Consider the following 20,942-nt stretch of genomic DNA (forward strand, 5'->3'; position numbering starts at 1 on the left):
TACAAAATAAAGGCGCAGGCTATGCAATTTGCTATACTGATTTCGGTATTAGTTGCATTGGTCCTAGGCGCTTTTTTACTTCTTACACATGTTCATTCTTTTTTCAAAATTAAAACCAAAGAATTAGTACTGGCAATTGAAGATTCGAATACTAAAATATTCGAGTCTATGGATCAAAACACAAAATCAATTGATACTATTGAAACATTATTAGGTACTGATAAAATAATAAAAGAAACTGCAGATTATCATGGAGCATGGTTTAAGAGGTATGTGCAAGTTGATGTACATAACCGAAAAGTAACCAGAACAGCTTATACAGGTTCTAAGCGCTCTTTAAAAACTCCTAATCTGTATTTAGAGAATACAAATTCACCTTTGGTAGTTGTTGGTAATACCCGTTTAGAAGGGAATAGTTATCTTCCGAAACAAGGGCTCAAGGCAGGCAATATTTCAGGAACGTATTATCAAGGTAGCGCACTTTATTATGGTAATGTTTTAGAAAGCAAATCATCATTGCCAGATCTAGAGCCAGAATGGGTTAGGTATATAGAAAATATTTGTAATGGAGGCTTACTTGAAGCTACAGGGTCAATTCCTTTAGAAAAAGAACTAAAAAACTCATTTTATAATCCACCGAAAATCATATATAATGACGCGGCCATTTATCTAGAAGATCAAAAGATTAGTGGTAATATCATACTTCAATCTAGATCCAAAATAGTGGTAGGTAATCAAGCACAGTTGACAGATGTTATTTTGATCGCTCCAGAAATTAGTGTCGAAGGTCAGGTAAGAGGCAGTTTTCAAGCTATTGCAACAAAAAAAATTAAGTTGGGTAAAAATGCGCATTTACAATACCCTTCATCGGTGATTCTTTTGGATAAAAATATAGATCAAGCTGCTAAAGGAAATAGTTTTAAAACGGAAGTTAACTTTATCATAGAAACAGGTGTAATTGTTGAAGGTACTGTTGTGTATCTCAAAGAAGAGAAATCGAAAGTTCATCGCACCAAAACTCAATTAGCAATTGCTCCCGATGTTGAGGTAATTGGTGAACTTTATTGCCAGGGCAATCTGGATTTTCAGGGAGTAGTTAGAGGATCCCTTTATACACATCAGTTTATTGCACGTCAAAAAGGTTCTGTATATCTTAATCACATGTATAATGGTAAGGTGTTAATAAATCCCGTAACCAATTTTGCGGGGTTACCATTTAAAGATTCTAAAAACGCGATAGCAAAATGGTTGTACTAAAGAAAATAAGAGGGGCTACGTTGGTAGAAGTTCTTACGGCTTCTGTACTGATAATTATTGTTTTTATGATTGCTAGTTTGAGTTTTAATAATGTATTCGGAAATCAAATACAGAGAGGCCAAAGTGCAATAGAGAATAGAATAAAAGAATTACAATACCTATACAGGCATGAGGTTCTAAAATTGCCGTATGCCGAAGATTTTGATGGCTGGGAGATTATTGTTACGATTCAAGGAGCTTATGCTGTGTTTTCATATAGTAAAGAAGAGGTAGAAATAGAGAAAAAAGAGCTGGTACAAGAATGAAAAGTGGGGTCAAAATAAAGGCATTTACATTAACAGAGATCAGTGTCGTTATTGTGATTTCTGCAATTGTTGCAGGATTGGCTTTTTCAGTACTCAATATCGTGCAAAGAAATATGCAAACGATTGGGGCAAATTATGAATACCAGGAGCAAATACAAGGATTAGAGGTAGCTTTAACCATTGATTTTAATGATTTTACTTCTGTAAAATGGAACCCCGTTGAGAATCAATTGATAATGTCATCACCTATAAATCAGCGTGTATATTTGTTTACAAATGATAGTATATCAACTGAGATTAATACATTCGATGTGCGGATCAAAGAAAAGGTGTTTTATTTTGAAGGCAAATCAGTAAACTCGGGTGATATTGATGCTGTTAAACTAATATTTGATAATACCAGAGAGGCACATCGTGTATTTGTGTCTAAACATAATGACCCGACGATACATTTCTAGACTATGGGAATTAAAATAGAAAAAGCAAAAAAAAGAGAAAAAGAAGAACATTCTTTTGACCTCTCTGCAATATTAACTAAAGAGATTACACTTTTTGGCAGTGCATTTAATAGTAAAAAGAAAGAACAATGGTATGCTGAATTGAGTGTGCTATTAAAATCAGGGATAGATCTTAGAAGTGGGTTGAGTCTGTTATCAGAAACCCAGAAAAAGGAAAAAGATCAAAAGCTTATGGCGTCTATGGTGGATAAGTTAATCGCAGGAAGTTCTTTCTCAGAGATAATAAAATCGGATAAGAATTTTACCGACTACGAATATTATGCAATAAAAATAGGAGAACAGACAGGAGAGCTAGCAAAGATTGCTGTAGAACTTAGTGAATTTTATAAGCGAAAGAATGAGTTGCGAAGAGAAATTGTTTCGGCACTTACTTATCCTATTATTGTGCTATGTACGGCAATGATTGTTATTATTTTTATGCTTAGATATGTGGTTCCTATGTTTGTAGATATTTTTAAGCAAAATCAAGTAGAACTACCCAAAATTACCAAAGGGATTATTAATTTTTCTAATTTTATGGGTGATAATGGTTTGTTGTTACTTCTATTAGGTCTTATCATGATAGGAGGGGTGTTTTTTGTTTCAAAAAAAGTCTGGTTTCGTAAAATATTAGGGAACGTTCAGCTAAAGCTACCTATTTTGGGTAATTACTTTAATAGGATCTATATGGCACAATTTACACAAGCAATAGCCTTATTAACTTCTGCAAAGGTTCCTATGGTAGAAAGTATGGATTTGGTTAAAAATATGATAGATTTCTATCCGTTGCAAGAGGGGTTACGTACAGCAAAAAAAATGGTGTTAGCCGGAGACTCCTTGAGTAAATCATTTTCTCAAAGCCCAATTTTTGATAAAAAAATGATTGCCATGATGCGTGTGGCAGAAGAGACTAATCAGACAGAATTTATTTTTCAGAAATTAAGTGAGCAATATAATCAACAGGTAAAGTATCAATCTCAAGTTATATCTAATGTGCTCAATCCTTTACTAACTATATTCGTTGGGATTATTGTTGGTGTTATTTTGATTGCCATGTATTTACCTATGTTTAGGTTATCTAGTGTGATGGGGTGATTTTTGGACTTGAATTGTGATAAAAAAATGATGCCTAATAAATTTTAAAAGGAGAATAGTTTATTCGGGATTAGTTATATTTGCGGCAAATTAAACAAAAGAACATGATATCAATATCTGATTTATTTGATAGTGGATTTCAGAAGAGAAATCAGGACCATTTTGCTGCAATTGTAAAAGTTGCTATGAGTGACGGAATTATCACAGAAGAAGAAAAAGCTTTTTTAGATAGATTAGCCAGAAGGCTAGATATTTCTGAGAATGATTATAAAGAGATTTTAAAAGATTATAATTCTCATCCTATTAACCCTCCTAGTAGCTATGAGAAGCGCTTAGAGAGATTATTTGATTTGTCTAGAATGGTATATGCAGATAATATTAAAGGAGATGAACAAGTAGTTTTATTACAAAAGCTTAGTATTGGTTTAGGGTTTAGTACAGAAAATGCAAAGTACATCGTTGATAAAGCACTAAGTCTAGTGGATCAAGGTGTAGATAGTGAAGAGTTTGCAGAAGAAATTAAAAACATGAACAGATAAAATATAATTATCTGTTACATAGTAATCCATTACGCTTTTTCAGTAGAATTAAAGTTTTGGAAAAAGTTTATAAAAAGCTGCCTATTCGGCAGCTTTTTTTGCTATTTGTTTTATTATTTTATACAATAATTCTTCCTGCTCAAATGGTTTTGCGATAAAATCATCCATACCAGACTTTAGACATTTATCTTTTGTGGCATCATCTGATTTTCCAGAGAATCCTATAATGGGTAGTCCAGAAATAAATTTATCTCCGTAATTGTTTCTTATCATTTTAGTAACTTGATAGCCGTCGAGTTGAGAGATGTTAAGGTCCATCAATATTAGATCATATTTACGACGTTCGATGTAGGTGATAGCATCCTGTCCGTTGATCGCAATATCTATAAAGAAATTCCCGGTAGCAATTAATATTTTCATAATTAAAAACTGAGTAATTTCCTCGTCTTCTACAACCAATATTCTATACTTATTAGAGCTTTCAGGAAGTGAATAGTTTTTCTTTTTTCTTTTGGGGGTAGTTTTTGTGATTTCAAATTTGAAAGGGAGCTTGATATTAAAAGTGGTGCCTTTATCAGGTTTACTTTCCACTTTTATTTCTCCATTTAATAGGTCGACAAGATTTTTTACAATTGCTAACCCTAATCCAGTTCCCGTAATTCGTTTATCAAGATTAAAACGTGTAAACCTATCAAAAAGATGAGGAATATCCTCCTCTAGTATTCCTAGACCTGTATCTTCAATCTTAAAATTAAGGCTCAGTTTATTAGTTCGCTGATAGTTTTTTGTTACCGAAAGCGTAATTTTTCCCTCTTCTGTAAATTTGAAGGCATTGTTTAAAATATTATTAATTATCTGATAGGTACGTGTGCGATCCCCGATCAAATATTCCTGAATTCCTGGTTCAATATTTGTCTCAAATATCAATCCTTTTTCTTCTGCAATTTTAGAATACGATTCATCAAAACCATCAACTAGGTTGAGAAAGGCGAATCGCTCTTCTACTACCCTTAAGGTGCCAGATTCTATTTTAGATATATCTATCATATCATCTATTAACGCATTAAGGTGACGACTTTCTCTTTTTATTATCCTAGCGAGTTCTTCTTGTTCGAAAGTTAGATGTGTTTTCTCTAAAATTTCTACAAACCCCATGATAGCGGTAAGCGGTGTTCGAATTTCATGATTAATATTCGCTATAAAACTATTCTTGAATTCTTCTTTCTCAAGGAGATATTTGTTTTTCAGTTCTAATTCGCGAGCGATAAGAATAGATTCATTTTTTTGTTGTGCAATTTGATTTAATTCCTTGTATTTTAAGGTGTAATCAAACAGTATAATTTTTATTTCTGATGGGTTGAATGTAATGGAAATATCACATATTCTATCAGTTACTAAGTCAGTTAGATGAATACACGGAAAATTAAGACCATCTTGTATTGTTGGGTCATTCTTCTCGAATCCTTGTAGTACCTGAAAAAATGGGTGAGCATCAAAAATCGAAGTGCCTTTAGTCCAATTAAAAAGAGTTTGCGTAGTTTCTATAATCTCATAGTCATAAGAAATTTCTAGCGTCTGCAATTGTGGGTTAAAATGTAAATGGTCAATTTGCTGGATAGTCATTCGATTAAGTAGTTATTTCTATGGATAAGTCAGAAAAGAATTGCTGAACATTTTTGTTCGTTTTTGCACTAGTTAAACAATCAAAAGGAATGTCTTTGGATTTTAAGGCAGCAATCATCTCCTTCTCATTTACCAAATCCAATTTATTACCTAATACTTTTGTAGGAACCTTGTAGTTTTCTTTTAAGTAGGTAAGATCTTTATTTAGATGTATATACGTGTCTTCTCTAGTTAAATCAAAAACATAAATAAAGGCGTGTGATCCCAAAAGGTATGATTTTCGGGTATCTTCAACGCTATTAGAATGTCCCTCTGCATCCCAAATGATCATAGATAATTCTCGGCCATCGGGTAATATTACTACTTTCTTTTTTATCTGGACTCCTAGAGTAACTTTATACTCCTCAGAAAATTCGTTATCAATAAAACGCTTAAAGAGCGAAGTTTTTCCGACACCGAAGTGCCCCAGGAGTACTACTTTCTTAGACAATTTCATCTGCAAAATGTTTTTTTAATTTTTGTGTAAAAAGGGTACTGTTTTCTAAATCTTTGCTAGAGATATTATGTGTTGCAAAATCGATGATTTGATCTTCTAGTACTTCTTTAAACATCATAGTATATGCTCCGGATATTACCGCAGCTACATAGTATGAGTAAAAGTTTTGGATATGTATGGTAAATAATTCGTATTCGATTAACTCTAAATTTTGATCTCCTCCTTCAAAAGCGTCTTCTACAAAACTCTTAATAGCCGTAAGCATACCTGCAACCATTTCTTTGTCAATTGTATTGTCTGATAGAGGGCTGTAATCTGCGATTAATATACCAGAATTTTTTTCTATGACAAACATTTGAACCAATCGGGGTTTATTATAATCACTAATGGCCAGATCTCCTTCAGTAATCCCTTGCGCCTTAGCAGCAGTTCTTCTAAACCAGTTCTTGAATGAAAAAGCTTTTCGAGTATTTCTACTGATGTTTTCACTAAGAAGTCTCATTTCCTGAGCAATATACTTTTTGATCATCTTTCCGATAATAGGAAATAATGCTTCTACTACGGCGTCCTGAGAGTTCTTTATTTCTTCTTTTAATGCCTCTGTAATAGTTGGGCCTAGTGTTTTTGGGATTTCACGAACAAAGTCATCTAATTTGTCATCAATAATAGGATCTACTTTATAAGAAAGTTCCTTTTTCTGATGAACAATTTTGGTTAACTCTTCAACTTTTTCGGCAAGAGAATCAGTAAATTCTTTTTCTTCGGTAAGAAGAAGTTCTTTAAGAATTTTAAGTTTATCCTGCTCTTCCATAATTTTTGAAGATTTGGATTACTTTTGACTTATTTTTTCACCTAGAGAAATAAGAAGATTTCCCAATGTTTTTTTGTCAACTTTATTAGCATCTAATTGTTCTGCTTTTTCGGTAAGCTGATCTTCTAATTCGGTAATTCTAATGTTGATGTCTGTACTTAGATTATCAATTGCAAGATTTAATTCTTTGCGTGAATCCTCTATAAAATCTTCTAGTTCTTTCTTCTTAGAATCAATATCTTTTTTTACTTTTTCAAATTCTGAATTATAAGCAGCAATATTGTCCCCAAAAATTAAGTTTTTGATTGCCTCTATTTTTGAAGAAGGATCAATAGATTTATTTTCTTCAACAGCTTGAGTTTCTTTAGCCATTTTTGGTTTGAGTATTAAGTTGTTATTTTGGTATTACGTAAAATTAACATAAAAACGCTAAAACATACTGATATTCATCAATAATGTTATGCGTAATGATAGTAAAGTATCAGTTTTTATGAAAATATTCATCGCTTTTATAAGTATAGAGGCAAAATGTATGCCATTATAGCTTGCTTTGCTGCTGAAAATTCTAAATCGAGTATAAAAACAAAGTAAGTTCTTATTCTTTTTTTAATGATTTTGATGTAAAGTTACTGTTATCAAATTCACAGAAGCACAAATAAATCTGCAAAGGTGTTTCTAAAAAGTAATCCTAATTTATTTTAATGTGTAAAAAATTGCGTTATTTTCCTTTTCTAACAGGTTATTTCATAAACGATTCTGCCTTGTCGACCATGTTTTTACTACCACAGATAAAAGGAGTTCGCTCATGTAACTCAGTTGGTTTTAGGTCCATAATACGTCGGTGTCCATCACTGGCTTTGCCTCCTGCTTGTTCAGCAATAAATGCCATAGGGTTACATTCGTATAATAAACGAAGTTTTCCATTAGGAGAGGTAGAGGTGCTAGGGTACATATAAATACCACCTTTGATCATGTTACGATGAATATCACTTACTAACGAACCAATATACCTAGAAGTGTAAGGGCGATCATCTTCTTCTTTTTGACAATATTTTATGTAGTTTTTTATTCCCTGAGGAAAATGAACATAATTTCCTTCATTTACAGAATAGATATGCCCATCTTCTGGAAAACGCATGTTTGGGTGTGATAAATAATAGGTTCCTAATGCAGGGTTTAATGTGAAACCATTAACACCGTGTCCTGTAGTGTATACAAGCATTGTAGATGTTCCATAGATAATATATCCAGCGGCAACTTGTAAGTTACCCGGTTGTAAAAAATCATCTATTGTTACAGGTGTTCCTGGTGGTGTAATTCTTCGATAGACCGAGAATATAGTACCAACAGATACATTTACATCAATATTAGAACTTCCGTCCAAAGGATCCATTAATACAACATAATTATTGCGATGATCATTATTTTGCCCTTTGATTGTGATAAACTCATCATTTTCTTCTGAGGCAATACCACATACAATTTCTCTGTTTGTTAGCGTATTGATAAAGGTTTCATTGGCAAGTACATCAAGCTTTTGTTGGTCTTCTCCTTGTATGTTTGTTTGCCCAACTGCACCAGTAATGTCTACAAGACCAGCTTTGTTTACTTCGTGATTCACCATTTTTGCAGCTAGTCTGATTGAATTAATCAAACGAGAAAGCTCTCCGCTTGCAAACGGAAAATCTTTTTGGTTCTCAATAATAAACTCTCCTAAGGTTTGATTTTCTCTTGACATGTATGATGCGTTTTGTTTTGTTGCAAAAGTATTGTTTTTAAATAAACTATAAGTGAACTCATCTTGACTTTTTATAATTTACTATAAAAAAATAATTTTAGGAAATATTGATTGAGAAAATTCTCTTTTTTGCGACTCATTTTTATAGTTTTGATAAACTTTTCTTTTATGGACTATATAATTAGAGATGCAACCGAGAAAGATATGCCTCAGGTTTTAGCATTAATTCAAGAATTAGCAACTTTTGAGAAAGAGCCAGAAGCTGTTGAGATAAATGTAGAAGAGTTGTGCCGAGAAGGTTTTGGTAGCCATCCTCTTTTTCATTGTTTTGTTGCAGAAGTTAGTAACAAAATTGTAGGAATCGCTTTGGTATATTATCGTTTTTCTACCTGGAAAGGCAGGTCTATTCATCTAGAAGATCTTATTGTAAATGAATCAATGAGAGGAACAGGAATAGGTAATGCATTATATAGCGAAGTCCTTAAATATGCCAAGTCAAAGGGAGTGCGAAGAGTAGAATGGGTAGTGTTGGACTGGAATAAAAATGCCATAGATTTCTATGAAAAAAGTGGAGCCCGATTACTCAAAGACTGGTATCTCGTACAAATGGATCAGGAAGGAATTCAGGCATTTGTTTCTAAGTTGTAGCCTTTTGACTGGGTATGATAATTTTGTTAAGATTAATGATTAAATGCATATAAATGAGGGTTTTTAAATTCGGTGGGGCATCAGTAAAAGATGCCGATGGTGTAAAAAATGTAATAAAGGTCTTGCATCAAACCGGTTTTGATAAACTTGTTATTGTGGTTTCTGCGATGGGTAAAACAACCAATGCACTAGAAAAGATTGTGACGTCATATCTTAATAATGATCCAATATGTTCACAACAAGTACAGGATTTAAAAACCTATCATATATCTATTATAACGCAGCTTTTCAGAAGTCCACAACATCCGATTTTTGAACATATAAATGATTGGTTTTTTGATCTGGAAACTTTTTTTAGTAAAAATGAATCGAAACAATACGAATATGTTTATGATCAGATTGTACCATATGGCGAACTTATCTCGACGACCATAGTTAGTACATACCTTAATTACAAAGGATACAAAAATGAATGGGTAGATGCACGTCACATAATCAAAACGGATATCGGATATAGAGATGCAGAGATTTTATGGAAGGAGACGCAGGATCATATTAATTCAAAAATCAACAAAAATGGACTTAGTGTTACTCAGGGTTTTATAGGTGGTTATGGGGATAGTACTACAACCTTGGGTAGAGAAGGAAGTGATTATACTGCAGGTATTTTGGGGTATTGTCTAGATGCTACTAGTGTAAGTATTTGGAAAGATGTTCCTGGGATTCTTAATGCAGATCCACGGACTTTTAAAAACACACAATTACTCTCTCATATTTCTTATAGCGAAGCTATAGAGCTTGCATTTTACGGAGCATCAATAATTCATCCTAAGACAATTCAGCCATTACAGAGAAAAGAAATACCATTGTATGTTAAATCATTTCTTAATCCTAATGAATCCGGAACTTCTGTAAAAAAAGGGCAGCCTTTGGACCCACATCTCCCTTGCTATATTGTGAAAAAGAACCAAATATTGCTGTCTCTTTCTTCGTTAGATTTTTCGTTTATCGTTGAAGAAAATATCAGCCAAATTTTCAGCCTTTTTCATGAATATCATATAAAAGTAACATTAATCCAAAATTCTGCAATTAGTTTTTCTGTATGTCTTGATGACCCATTTAGTCATTTTGAACAGTTGTTAAATATTCTAAGCAAAAGATATAGGGTCGTCTATAATACAAATGTCTCTTTGTTTACAATCAGACATTTTACAAGTCAAGCGATTAAGCAACTTGAGAAGGATAAGACTATTTTGGTAAAGCAAACAACCAGAGAGACCTATCAGATCGTTAGTAAGGATTAGTAATAAAGATTCGTGTAATTTGGTTATATTTGTCGTTAGCGTAAATTGTATTGAATGCCTGTAGTAACAGCTAGAACAGTAGCCTCAGGGCTAAAATTGGATAAACTTGGTTTTATAGGTACCTTTTTTGGTTGGATAATTCTTAAGATCACCCGATTATCTAAAATTAATCGTCAATACGATACACTTAGTCATTTAAAAGGTGTAGAGTATCTTAATAAGACTCTTGATATGTATGGTGTTACTTTTGAAATTCCTGAAGAGGATTTTCGAAGATTACCAAAAGATGGAGCATTTATTACCTTGTCTAACCATCCACTAGGTGGGCTAGATGGAGGGTTGTTACTTAAGTTAATGCTTGAGCGCCGTCCAGATTTTAAGGTGATTGCCAATTTTTTACTCCACAATTTTGTGCCATTACAACCCTATCTAATGCCGGTAAACCCTTTTGAGGACAGGAAAGAAGTCAAGTCAAGTCATAAGGGTATAAAAGATGCTATTTTACATTTGCGTGACGGTAAGCCTTTGGGTATTTTTCCTGCGGGAGAAGTATCTACCATTAAAGAAGGTAAGAAATATGTTGATAAATCTTGGGAGCCTAGTGCAATGCGATTGGTGCAGAAAGCTAAGGTGCCTGTAATCCCTATATATTTTCATGCCCGTAATAGTAGCTTGTTTTATAAATTATCATCTATAAGTAGTTTACTACGGACCGCAAAATTACCTAGCGAACTCTTCTCTCAAGAAAATAGAGTGATCAAAGTAAGGATTGGTAATCCAGTTTCTGTAAAAGATCAACAAGAGCATACTAATCTCGAAGATTTTACCAATTTCTTGCGTAAGAAGACATATATGTTGGCAAATCCTTATGAGAAAAAAACTTTAAGAGAATCAATACCTCAAAATTTAAAAATTCCTAAATCTCCTAAGCAAATTGCTTTGGGTGGAAATATTAATGCCATAGAATCAGAATTGCAATATTGTAGAGATCATGATATGCGACTGCTGATGAGTAAAAATTACGAAGTTTTTCTTGCAAAAAAGGAGCATATTCCGAACGTAGTTCATGAAATAGGAAGATTGCGAGAGATTACTTTTAGAGCTATTGGTGAGGGGACTAATAATTCATTAGATCTGGACCCTTTTGATGAATATTATCACCATATGTTTCTATGGGATAATCGTGCGCAAAAAATGGTTGGAGCTTATCGTATGGGTATGGGATCAGAGATTTATACTGATAAAGGAATCGATGGATTTTATCTTCAGGACTTGTTTAGATTTGAACCTGAATTGCATAAAATGATGAGTGAATCTATTGAGATGGGTAGAGCATTTATTATAAAAGAATATCAACAACGACCGATGCCATTATTCTTGCTCTGGAAAGGAATTGTACATTGTACATTGCGATTTTCTGAGCATAAGTATCTGATCGGTGGGGTGAGTATAAGTAATAAGTTTAGCAATTTTACAAAGTCATTGATGATCGAATTCATGAAATCTCATTATTATGATCCTTATGTAGCTCAATATGTTAGACCCAAAAAAGAATTTAAGGTCAAATTAAAGGATGCAGATAAAGATTTTGTTTTTGACGAAAGTAAGAGTGACTTAAATAAATTTGATAAAATTATTGATGAAGTAGAGCCGGGGAGCCTTAGAATTCCTGTTCTTATCAAAAAATATATAAAGCAGAATGCTAGAGTAGTTGCTTTTAATGTAGATCCACTGTTTAATAATGCAGTAGATGGTTTGATGTACATTCGTATTGCTGATTTGCCTGATAGTACTGTAAAACCAGTTATGGAAGAATTTCAGGCAGAATTAGAACAGAAATATAAAAACGGTGATAAATAATAGTTAGATGTTAGCTCACCACTTTCTGAAGATTTAATATATAATCAAAAACTCTATAGTATCGTAAGGTGTTTTTAGAAAATTTACCTATACCATAGAGTTTTTGATCGTACAGCATTTTAGTATTATACTGCGGCTGCTATGTTCTTTTCAACAAAGTTTTTACAATATTCTTTGATTTGATTTCTTGTCTTGGTAAAAGCAGCATGAATTTCTTCATCGGTACCTTTTACTTTTGACGGATCAAAGAAGTTGTAATGCAATCGCTCTGCTTTTCCTGGGAAAAAAGGACATCTTTCTTTTGCATTGTCACATACAGTGATGATATAATCGAAGGCAATGTCTATATATTCATCAAGATTATTAGAGGTATGGTTTGTGATGTCAATACCATCTTCTTTCATTATTGCAATGGCTCCAGGATTAAGGCCATGAGTTTCTACGCCTGCACTATAAATAGTTGCTTTTCCTTCTGCAAAAAGTTTTAAGTACCCTTCTGCCATTTGACTTCTACATGAGTTACCGGTGCATAATACTAAAATATTCATTTGTTTTTTAAGTTTTTGAGATCCCATAAAAGGGATTGTGGTGTTGTGGTTATACTATTAATTTACTTCTTCTTTCTAAAATGGTGTTGTCATACCATGTGTTATTGAGTTTTGCTATCTTTTCTTTGTATCCAATTTCTCTAAATCCTAAAGATTTATGTAGCGCAATACTCACTTTATTTTGGCTAAAAATACTTGCCTGCAAGCTCCAGAAACCTTCTTGTTCACTTTTTTTTATTAATGTGCTCAAAAGTAGTTTACCAATACCAAACCCCCTAAGTTTTGATGTTATGTAAATGCTAACTTCGGCCACGCCATGATACACTTCTCGCTTTGATACGGGTGATAAAGCGGCCCAGCCTACTGTATTATTATTGAGCGTAGCTTTGAGTCTGCATGATGTAAGATGGGTTGTGTTCCATAGTTTCCAAGTAGGTACCTTTGTCTCAAAAGTGGCTTGCCCCGTAGTAATACCTTCTTTATAGATAGCAGAAATTACAGGCCAATCTTGCTCAGAAAAAGTCGCTATGTCTAAAGTTTGAGTCATACGAGTATTTGTATTTTTTATAGAGTTACTGCTATTTGTTTTTATTAACAGCAACCGCTACCCGGAGCGCAAGAAGCACTAGCTGCTTCGGTTTCTTGAGGAACTCCGCAAGTTTCTTTGGCTTTGCAGTCTGTAGGAGATACAGCAAGTTTTATGAGCAATTGATTTTCTTTAATTTCGAAATCTGTAATATGCAATTGTGCTGTATGAAACATGTTGTTTCCATATTCAATTTTTATCATCGAATCCATTTCATAAGGTCTCATAATTCCGACTTTTTTTAGAATTCCTAACGCCTTATAAGTGCTTAAATAATCTAATTTCCCTAATTCACTTGGGCTTTCCCAAAGTTGTATGATTGTCTCTTTCCAAGAATCCATACCAGAACCACAATCAACAGAATCAATGTTGATATGCTTAACCTCTGTGATATGATAATTTGTTCCCACCAACATGCCAGGAGCGTATTCGAACAAAAGTGATTTATCTTGGTGTTCTGCCAATAATGTTATAAAATCTGATGTTTTCATTTGTATATAGTTTGGGTTACCAGCCATTGGCTAGCAACAGTTATATTTTGTGGTATCAAAAAATGAGTTTAGTAATTGTTGCAGTTCATTCCATCGATCGAGATTAATGCAATAGCACATGCTTTTGCCTTCTATCTCACCTTTTAACAGTCCTATACTTTTTAGTTCTTTAAGATGTTGGGATATGGTTGCTTGGGCCAATCCTATTTCTTCTACGAGGTCATTGCAAATACATGCATTCTGTTTGCTGATATATTGCAGAATAGCAATGCGCGCCGGATGCCCTAGAATTTTAAAAAACTGTGCCAATTCATTTTGTGGTTGATCGAATATCTGTGTTTTGGTTACACCCATGAATAATATTTTAATATCGCAATATTACGATATTAAAATAGAATAAAAAAGCCAAAAACAAAATTTCTGACTTTTTATAGGAATAGCTTTTCTATTACTTGATACTTAATTTTGATCTTATAGCTTTATTACTGATCTTTCTAATGATCGGTATTATCTGAAGTCCCGAAAGTATATGCAATATCATAATTGGCTGCACTAACTTCTTTAATATCAAAAGTAAAAGCTGTATTAGTATTGAGGTATTAAAAGAGTGATGAGATCACATAAGAGCTTTTTAAAAAATATGATTGTTTTAAACAAAAACTTGTTTTGAGTTGTTTTACAATAGATTTACTGCAAAAAAGAAAGGGTGCTTGACTTTGCAGTCTACACCCTTTTTTTAATATTATGGATCTGAATTTTAGAACCAAGGTTTTTTGCCTACCTGATAAGTTTGGTAGAATTCTTCATCAGATTTTGTTAGGTAGATGATTCCTTCTATAAGTCCTACAATACCTGCAGCACCACATGTAACAAATGTAATTACAATCTGTATAATCCCTTCTTTGGTATATCCTAAAATAAATTTATGGATTCCAAAACTTCCAAGTAGTATACCTAGAATTCCGGCTAACATTTTTTTGTTTTCTCCAGAAACATCGTTTAGGACTTCTTTTGCACCATCTGCAAAATCGTTTGCTGCATCTTTTACGGTTTCTGCAGCTTCTTCTGCACCTTTTTTAATGTCGTCTCCCAGGTTGTTGTTTTCTTCACTCATATTGTATGGATAATTTATTAGTTTGTAGAAAAGTACAAAAAAAAATGGATCTAAATAAGCTCAGTTATAAAAAAGCCGAGTCAATTGGTTCCCAAAGCTCAATTTTGTTGCCTTCAGGGTCAATAATCCATCCAAATTTACCATACTCGTATTCTTCTATTTTGTCAATAACAGTTACGCCTTCGTTTTTTAGAGTTTCTAACAATTCTACGAGATTTTCTACTCTAAAATTCATCATAAACTCTTTTGTGCTGGGAGTAAAATATGTAGTATCCTCCTTAAAAGGGCTCCATTGGGTAGAGCAATCATTTCCGTCAGTATCTTTCCACCAGAAGGTGCACCCATATTCATCTACCGGTAACCCTAGGTGTTTGCCATACCATTCTTTAGTGCCTTTAGGATCTTTTGTCTTAAAAAATATACCACCTAATCCTGTAACTCGTTTTTTCATGTTTATTTATTTTTTGTAACAGACTCATATATATCAATCCATTGTTGAGGTGTCATTTTGCTGGCTAATTCTCCTATAAGTCGAAGGGGAATTTGGTCTATTTTCTTAAATCGAATACAACTTTTGCCCATATCAAGTTTTGTTTGTGTATGTTTAGGATACTCACCAACAAACCAATTCATTAATTCTTTTTGAGCATATATTCCGTTATGATATACGGCTATAAAGTTTTTTTGTGAAGCAATATTCATAAAAGGTAAAGGTAATTTTGGGTCACAATGGTATCCGCTGGGGTAGAGCGTATGAGGAACTACATATCCTATCATCTTATAGTTAATTTCCTCAGAAAAACCTTTGGGAAGATTATCCTTTATTACGTGTCTCAATTGTTGCATTACTTCTCTTCGTTCTTCAGGAATTGCCTCAATATATTCATCTGTCGTTTTGACTTCGTATTGCATATTGTGATTTTTTTTAATTCGTCTTTTCTTTATTGCCTTATTTACGCTGAAGTGCTAATGCTGAAAGTAAGGAAATTATCAATCCAATGCTCATGACCGTCGCAAACATGATAAAGAAGCTCATAAATACATTTGAGAACAATTCTTTTTGAGCGTTTAGCTCTTTTAACTTAATCTGAAATTCTTCATCAGTTAGTGAACTACGTAATTGCTCTACATAATATGTGTAATAATCGTTCATAAAATCTGGGTTAATGTAGGTAACGTAGATAGAGTCTAGTATGCCAAATGCTAGTGCTGCCATAAAAGAGATAAGTGTACCAATCCAAAGTGCTTTACCAAAGGAAACTTTACCGCTATTTTCTTGGTCTCTATAATATTTAATTCCAAAAAACACAAAAGCTAAGGATACGATCATGCCAGCATATCCTATAATTTCCTGAATAGAGTAGTCAAGATTTTTACCAAAGATCCAACCAATGAGTGCTAGTATGCATATGGTAATGGCACTTTTAATTCCGTAACGTAGTATTGTATTTTTCATATCGAATAAAGATTTAATTCAAAAGTCGATGAGAACCTCAAAAAAACACTCATACTAAAGTACTAAATTTTATTTTTCAGTAATATTTAGGGCTATAAGATGCATAGCTTTTTAGCAATTTGGATCGCTTGGGTTCTTCTTTTTGCATCTAACTTTATTAGCAAACTAGAAACATGACTCTTTATAGTGCTTTCTGAGACAAATAAGGTGTCAGCGATTTCTTTGTTGGATAAACCTGATTCAATAGCTTGCAAAACTTCATATTCTCGCTTACTTATACCCAGTTCTTTAATTTTTTGATGATCTATTTTTAAGAGGGCTTTTTCTGAGTTTCTATTTGATACTTTTTTGTTAAGTATAACACCAATACCAAAAAATAGAACCGCTATACATGCAAGTATTATTTCTATTGCCAAATCTCCTTTAATAAGTTGATATTTGCTAAGTTTAAAAAGAACAAGCAACGAAATACTAAGAATCGAAAAAATTAGAATTGTTTTCTTCACCTTATAAATGTATAAAAACTAAGCAGATAGTATCTTTATTTCTTGCCTTAGGTTGTTTTTTGCATTGTTTTCATAGTGCTCATAAAAAAAAGAAGTTTTAAAGATTTTGGGCATCGCAATAAAATGGTTTAGTACTTTAATTCTACCTTTATTATACATGAAATCTGGATAGTATTTATATTCTTTACGCACATTAGTAAAGTATGTTTTATAGGTTAGCCAATCGCTACCAAGAATAGACAAGTCTGCATCTGTAAAGTAATTTATATCGTTATTTTCAGAAATTTGATGACCTTTTGTTGCCAATATGAGGTCTTTGCAATGCATAATTCTTCTGTCTGTCACCTGTAGAGAATACAATACTTTTACAGCTTTTTTTGCACTTTGTTCTTCATTGTCTTGTTTTAGCGCATTATAAATATAATCATGATAGAATAAAGCAAATAGTACCATGTCCCAATCAATAATTTTATTTTGTACTTTGCTTAGGTTCTTATAAAGATGTTCTAGATGAGCAAGGGTATGATAAAATCTTTTCTTTTTACTATGTTGCCGAGCAATATCCTTCCACAAGGATGCTGTGTATTCTAAATCCTGCGTATATCCAGCTAGTAACGATATGCCTATGTTTTTTAACAAAATTCGGCTTTAATTTTATCTACTATGGTTTGTGCTAACTTTTCTTTGGACTCTATTGTCCAACCTGCTACATGTGGACTTAGAATTACATTATCTAAGGTAAGAAGAGTTTGTAATGCATCGGGCATTTCTTTTGTATTGGTAAACAAATTTTCGAAGGATGATTTTTCGTATTCTAAAACGTCAAGTCCCGCTCCGAGTATTTTGCCTTTTTTGAGGTTGTAAACCAAATCTGCAGTTACAACACTTTTACCACGAGCAGTGTTAATGAGCCAAAAAGGTTTTTTGAACTTTTGTATAAATTCAGAATTGATCATTCCTATCGTTAATGGGGTTTCTGGAGTATGTAGGCTTAGGATATCTGTTTTTTCAAAAAATTCGCTAAGTTCTACCTGAGTTGCATCACTATTTTCGACGTCCTCTTTGATGTCGTAACAAATTACTTCTACTGCAAACCCTCGCAGTTTTTTGGCAAAGGCACGTCCCATGTTACCATATCCTATAATACCTACAGTTTTACCATCGAGTTCGATACCTCTGTGCTCTTCGCGTAGCCACTTTCCGTTTCGAATGCTCTGATTACCCATATTTAGTTTATTAAACAGAGAAAGGAGCATCCCAAGAGCATGTTCTCCTACGGCATTGCAGTTTCCTTCTGGAGCATTAAAAAGTTTGATTCCTAATGAGGCTGCATATTCGATGTCGATATTTTCTAATCCGGCTCCAACTCGACCGATGAATTTTAGGTTTTTCGCTTTTTCTAAGAAGGTATTATCTATTTTAAAACGACTTCTAATAACAATACCATCATATGTTTCGATTTTGGCTTCAATTTCTGTTTTTGTTGAGGTATAGTCTTCATGATTAGTAAAGCCTAGTTGCTTGAGTTGTTCAATTAGTATGGGGTGGTTGGTGTCTAGGTGAAGAATTTTCATGTTAAATATTAGTTGACTACCAAAAATAGGAATTAAAAATGGTTTGCTTTTTCTGTTTTATTTTTAATTAACGTAGTCATACTATTTTTACCACCCTAAAATGTATTGTATAAATGAAATAACCACAACTATTATAGTTGTGGTTATTATGAACATGTACTAATTCTATTAGATTATTTGCAATCCTCGTTTTGATTACATTGTATAAATTCGATTATCATATTATTAATAAGATGTGGTTTTTCTAACATCAACCAATGTCCAGCATTTTGTATTTTTTCGAAAGTAAACGTATTGTCGACAACGTCTCTTGATTGAACCATTTGTGCTTTTCGTAAAAATGCGTCTTGCTGTCCCCATATCCCTAATACAGGAATGTTTACGTTTGGAGAAGGCCCTGGCTCATCTATTAGTGGTCCATCGCATGGAGTAAGAAGGTATTGAAGATTTCCTCGGTACCAGTTAAATGCTGTAGTAAGCGCCGTTGCTTCTGATAGTTGGTTAATAGTGTTTTCGAGATCAGGATGACTTTTTGCAAAATCTCTAAAAAATGCCCAATCATTGTCTGTAAATGTTTTTTCAGCTAGTTCTTCTTGAAGAGCGAGGTAGAAGTACCATGATTTTTGCCGCTGACGTATGGTGTCATATCCAGGATTTCCTGGTGCTCCATTTGATAATACGGTTAATGATTTAAAACGGCCAGGAACAAATCGTGCCAATGACCATGCCAATGCGGCTCCCCAATCATGTCCTACTAAGTCTACAGGTTCTGATATCTCAAGTGCGGCTAATATGCCTAAAACATCTCCTATTAGTGCTCCCAGTGCATATCGCTCTTTTTCTAACGATCTGGGAGAACCTCCATATCCTCGCATGTCTGGTGCAATTACGCGATATCCTGCATTGACCAACGCAGGAACTTGATAGCGCCAAACTTCCTTAGAATCAGGAAAACCATGTATTAGTAAGACCACTGGTCCGGTACCATAATCAATAACCGAAAAATTTTCTCCATTTACATTTACTATTTTTTCTTTTGAAGAAGTATCAAAATCTAGTTTCTGTAATGGGTAAGGTTCATAGTCAACTGTCGATGAGAAATCTTCTTCATTATTTATTACATCTTTTGATAGTTGACTATTTTGTTCTGGTTCAGAGAACTCATCTTTAGAGCAAGATGAGAACATTAGAATGCTCAAGAGCATTGATAAATAAGAGATTTTTGACATCATAATTTCAAATACTTTAAGTTGATAATTTTTGTATAAATTTTGATGTAAAATTCTACTATTCTTATGGTGAAAAGAACACTGTTAATTGGGTTTTTTTTTAACCCAAAACAGGGTTGAAAACGGAAGATTTTTTAATTACATATAAAAAACTACAACCTGATTAGATGTGGTGTTTGGATTTACAAAGACTTTTGTCTTTTTACTGAGAATGTTTAAAAAGATAAGAGCCCGTTTTCTTCTTTAATATTCATAGTCATCACCTTTTGCTGCATCATCGGTATTTTGCTCCGTAAAAGCTCCTCCATAAATTGTATGCATATTCATGATTGCGAATTCAAAATCTTCTAGTTTTATGTTTTACCAATATGCTGTAAGATGTAGAAAACATAACAAAAAAAACAGGATTAGTCTAAATAGTTTGATAAATTTATTCGAAATGTATCAATTAGAATCCGAAAAAACCATGGTCAATCTGGATTAGGCCTATCTACTGAGTAAAAAATAGAATAACACTACAGAAAGAATATAAACGTTGAGTCGATGCAGAACGCTTTATCTCAATACAAAGGAATATAATAAAGCAGAGGAGTTTCATAGTAAGGTTGTGAAATTAATACGCCGTCGTATTCGTGAAAAAATGAGTGTCCCGCAAAACGTAAAACCCGAGTACTATATCCAATTTTTGATATAATTTGAAGCTTGATTTTTTCCTCTTAAGTATCCATCATCTTGTTTTTAAAGAGGTTTGGTGCAATATGTTTTTAAGGTTTTACACTATTTACCTGTTCTCGATATCTCTACGTAGCCTTACGTATTTTGTCGTCAAAAATGGATTTGACACCCTTTTGACACCGTTAATTATATGTTAAAATCAATTATTTAGAATAAATTTGCTGGCACATTCATAAATCCCAATATATGAGAAAAAAACTACTTTGCTTCTATTTGATGTTGTCAACAACTTTCTTTATTTCTAGTGCCCAAAATTTTATAAACGGTGATTTTGACAACAGTGATTATAAGGGTTGGACACCTTTGCAGCTAGATCCTCAAGCGACTGTGGTTCGTTTTGGTATTCTGGCAATAGATACAGTGTGCTATTGGCGTGTTATAGCCAAGGATGATAATCAGGCGAGTTGCTACAGGGCAAGTATTTACATTTAGAAAAGAAGAATAAACGAAATTTTTTAAACTATACTATAAGTTCGATATAAGATGAAATATTGCAAGGGCTTAAAAAGAAATAAATTTGCAATATAATC

Annotated in this window: 26 protein-coding genes; 9 read left to right on the forward strand and 17 right to left on the reverse strand. The window is 33.2% G+C overall.

Annotated features, from left to right (window positions below; genetic code table 11):
- Window positions 1–21: 21 nt before the first annotated feature.
- From DZ60_RS0106355 to DZ60_RS0106375, 5 genes are all read left to right on the forward strand, one after another.
- The gene (locus DZ60_RS0106355; protein ID WP_152537377.1) at window positions 22–1,257 is read left to right on the forward strand and encodes a bactofilin family protein; all 1,236 of its coding nucleotides are present in this window, start codon (window positions 22–24) and stop codon (window positions 1,255–1,257) included.
- Entirely contained in the window at window positions 1,245–1,562 is a 318-nt protein-coding gene (locus DZ60_RS22630) for a hypothetical protein (protein WP_025741257.1), read from the forward strand. Before DZ60_RS0106355 ends, DZ60_RS22630 begins: the two co-directional genes overlap by 13 nt.
- Window positions 1,559–2,020, forward strand: coding sequence for a PulJ/GspJ family protein (locus tag DZ60_RS0106365; RefSeq protein ID WP_025741258.1), 462 nt, complete (start codon window positions 1,559–1,561; stop codon window positions 2,018–2,020). Before DZ60_RS22630 ends, DZ60_RS0106365 begins: the two co-directional genes overlap by 4 nt.
- A gap of 3 nt (window positions 2,021–2,023) precedes the next feature.
- A complete protein-coding gene (locus DZ60_RS0106370) occupies window positions 2,024–3,154 on the forward strand; it encodes a type II secretion system F family protein (protein ID WP_025741259.1) in 1,131 nt (376 codons plus the stop codon).
- 107 nt (window positions 3,155–3,261) lie between these two features.
- Window positions 3,262–3,693: a tellurite resistance TerB family protein gene (locus DZ60_RS0106375; RefSeq protein WP_025741260.1), complete on the forward strand. Its 432-nt coding sequence runs from the start codon at window positions 3,262–3,264 to the stop codon at window positions 3,691–3,693.
- Window positions 3,694–3,774: 81 nt separating this feature from the next.
- Here the strand turns inward: DZ60_RS0106375 and DZ60_RS0106380 are convergent, their stop codons facing one another.
- The 5 genes from DZ60_RS0106380 to fbp form a co-directional block, all read right to left on the reverse strand.
- A complete protein-coding gene (locus tag DZ60_RS0106380; protein ID WP_025741261.1) occupies window positions 3,775–5,316 on the reverse strand; it encodes an ATP-binding response regulator in 1,542 nt (513 codons plus the stop codon).
- Window positions 5,317–5,320: 4 nt separating this feature from the next.
- Window positions 5,321–5,812, reverse strand: a complete 492-nt coding sequence (locus DZ60_RS0106385; protein WP_025741262.1) for a Rab family GTPase — start codon at window positions 5,810–5,812, stop codon at window positions 5,321–5,323.
- Window positions 5,799–6,623, reverse strand: coding sequence for a hypothetical protein (locus DZ60_RS0106390; protein ID WP_025741263.1), 825 nt, complete (start codon window positions 6,621–6,623; stop codon window positions 5,799–5,801). Before DZ60_RS0106390 ends, DZ60_RS0106385 begins: the two co-directional genes overlap by 14 nt.
- An 18-nt stretch (window positions 6,624–6,641) precedes the next feature.
- Window positions 6,642–6,995: a hypothetical protein gene (locus DZ60_RS0106395; RefSeq protein WP_025741264.1), complete on the reverse strand. Its 354-nt coding sequence runs from the start codon at window positions 6,993–6,995 to the stop codon at window positions 6,642–6,644.
- A 367-nt stretch (window positions 6,996–7,362) separates the two neighbouring features.
- Entirely contained in the window at window positions 7,363–8,361 is a 999-nt protein-coding gene (fbp, locus tag DZ60_RS0106400; protein ID WP_025741265.1) for a class 1 fructose-bisphosphatase, read from the reverse strand.
- 168 nt (window positions 8,362–8,529) lie between these two features.
- Here fbp and DZ60_RS0106405 point away from each other — a divergent pair, with 168 nt between their 5' ends.
- The 3 genes from DZ60_RS0106405 to DZ60_RS0106415 are packed head-to-tail and all read left to right on the forward strand — an operon-like array spanning window position 8,530 to window position 12,173.
- Window positions 8,530–9,009, forward strand: a complete 480-nt coding sequence (locus tag DZ60_RS0106405; protein WP_025741266.1) for a GNAT family N-acetyltransferase — start codon at window positions 8,530–8,532, stop codon at window positions 9,007–9,009.
- A 53-nt stretch (window positions 9,010–9,062) separates the two neighbouring features.
- Window positions 9,063–10,313, forward strand: coding sequence for an aspartate kinase (locus tag DZ60_RS0106410; protein WP_025741267.1), 1,251 nt, complete (start codon window positions 9,063–9,065; stop codon window positions 10,311–10,313).
- A 54-nt stretch (window positions 10,314–10,367) separates the two neighbouring features.
- Window positions 10,368–12,173, forward strand: coding sequence for a GNAT family N-acyltransferase (locus DZ60_RS0106415; RefSeq protein WP_025741268.1), 1,806 nt, complete (start codon window positions 10,368–10,370; stop codon window positions 12,171–12,173).
- 125 nt (window positions 12,174–12,298) lie between these two features.
- On the opposite strand, the gene DZ60_RS0106420 is transcribed toward DZ60_RS0106415, so the two are convergent.
- The 12 genes from DZ60_RS0106420 to DZ60_RS0106475 all read right to left on the reverse strand — a co-directional run bounded on the left by DZ60_RS0106420 (window position 12,299) and on the right by DZ60_RS0106475 (window position 19,680).
- A complete protein-coding gene (locus DZ60_RS0106420) occupies window positions 12,299–12,721 on the reverse strand; it encodes an arsenate reductase ArsC (protein ID WP_025741269.1) in 423 nt (140 codons plus the stop codon).
- 49 nt (window positions 12,722–12,770) lie between these two features.
- The gene (locus tag DZ60_RS0106425; RefSeq protein ID WP_025741270.1) at window positions 12,771–13,268 is read right to left on the reverse strand and encodes a GNAT family N-acetyltransferase; all 498 of its coding nucleotides are present in this window, start codon (window positions 13,266–13,268) and stop codon (window positions 12,771–12,773) included.
- A gap of 44 nt (window positions 13,269–13,312) precedes the next feature.
- Window positions 13,313–13,798, reverse strand: a complete 486-nt coding sequence (locus DZ60_RS0106430) for a DUF6428 family protein (RefSeq protein ID WP_025741271.1) — start codon at window positions 13,796–13,798, stop codon at window positions 13,313–13,315.
- Between the two features lie 30 nt (window positions 13,799–13,828).
- Entirely contained in the window at window positions 13,829–14,152 is a 324-nt protein-coding gene (locus DZ60_RS0106435; RefSeq protein ID WP_025741272.1) for an ArsR/SmtB family transcription factor, read from the reverse strand.
- Between the two features lie 403 nt (window positions 14,153–14,555).
- Window positions 14,556–14,912 carry a TM2 domain-containing protein gene (locus tag DZ60_RS0106440; RefSeq protein ID WP_025741273.1) on the reverse strand — a complete coding sequence of 119 codons (357 nt, stop codon included), beginning with the start codon at window positions 14,910–14,912 and terminating at the stop codon, window positions 14,556–14,558.
- A 64-nt stretch (window positions 14,913–14,976) separates the two neighbouring features.
- On the reverse strand, window positions 14,977–15,363 hold the full coding sequence (locus DZ60_RS0106445) for a VOC family protein (RefSeq protein ID WP_025741274.1): 387 nt from the start codon (window positions 15,361–15,363) through the stop codon (window positions 14,977–14,979).
- Window positions 15,364–15,365: 2 nt separating this feature from the next.
- On the reverse strand, window positions 15,366–15,824 hold the full coding sequence (locus DZ60_RS0106450; protein ID WP_025741275.1) for a DUF1801 domain-containing protein: 459 nt from the start codon (window positions 15,822–15,824) through the stop codon (window positions 15,366–15,368).
- A gap of 37 nt (window positions 15,825–15,861) precedes the next feature.
- Window positions 15,862–16,368: a DUF4199 domain-containing protein gene (locus DZ60_RS0106455; RefSeq protein ID WP_025741276.1), complete on the reverse strand. Its 507-nt coding sequence runs from the start codon at window positions 16,366–16,368 to the stop codon at window positions 15,862–15,864.
- Window positions 16,369–16,460: 92 nt separating this feature from the next.
- Window positions 16,461–16,874 carry a response regulator transcription factor gene (locus tag DZ60_RS0106460; RefSeq protein ID WP_025741277.1) on the reverse strand — a complete coding sequence of 138 codons (414 nt, stop codon included), beginning with the start codon at window positions 16,872–16,874 and terminating at the stop codon, window positions 16,461–16,463.
- An 18-nt stretch (window positions 16,875–16,892) separates the two neighbouring features.
- A complete protein-coding gene (locus DZ60_RS0106465) occupies window positions 16,893–17,513 on the reverse strand; it encodes an HD domain-containing protein (protein WP_051477593.1) in 621 nt (206 codons plus the stop codon).
- A complete protein-coding gene (locus DZ60_RS0106470) occupies window positions 17,507–18,448 on the reverse strand; it encodes a 2-hydroxyacid dehydrogenase (protein ID WP_025741279.1) in 942 nt (313 codons plus the stop codon). The genes DZ60_RS0106465 and DZ60_RS0106470 overlap by 7 nt, the downstream gene beginning before the upstream one ends.
- 173 nt (window positions 18,449–18,621) lie before the next feature.
- Window positions 18,622–19,680: an alpha/beta fold hydrolase gene (locus DZ60_RS0106475; RefSeq protein ID WP_081740411.1), complete on the reverse strand. Its 1,059-nt coding sequence runs from the start codon at window positions 19,678–19,680 to the stop codon at window positions 18,622–18,624.
- Between the two features lie 918 nt (window positions 19,681–20,598).
- On the opposite strand from DZ60_RS0106475, the gene DZ60_RS0106485 reads away from it, so the two are divergent.
- On the forward strand, window positions 20,599–20,844 hold the full coding sequence (locus DZ60_RS0106485) for a hypothetical protein (protein WP_152537378.1): 246 nt from the start codon (window positions 20,599–20,601) through the stop codon (window positions 20,842–20,844).
- The last annotated feature ends 98 nt before the right edge of the window (window positions 20,845–20,942 follow it).

Origin of the sequence: Aquimarina pacifica, from assembly GCF_000520955.1 — a bacterium.
Lineage (GTDB): Bacteria > Bacteroidota > Bacteroidia > Flavobacteriales > Flavobacteriaceae > Aquimarina > Aquimarina pacifica.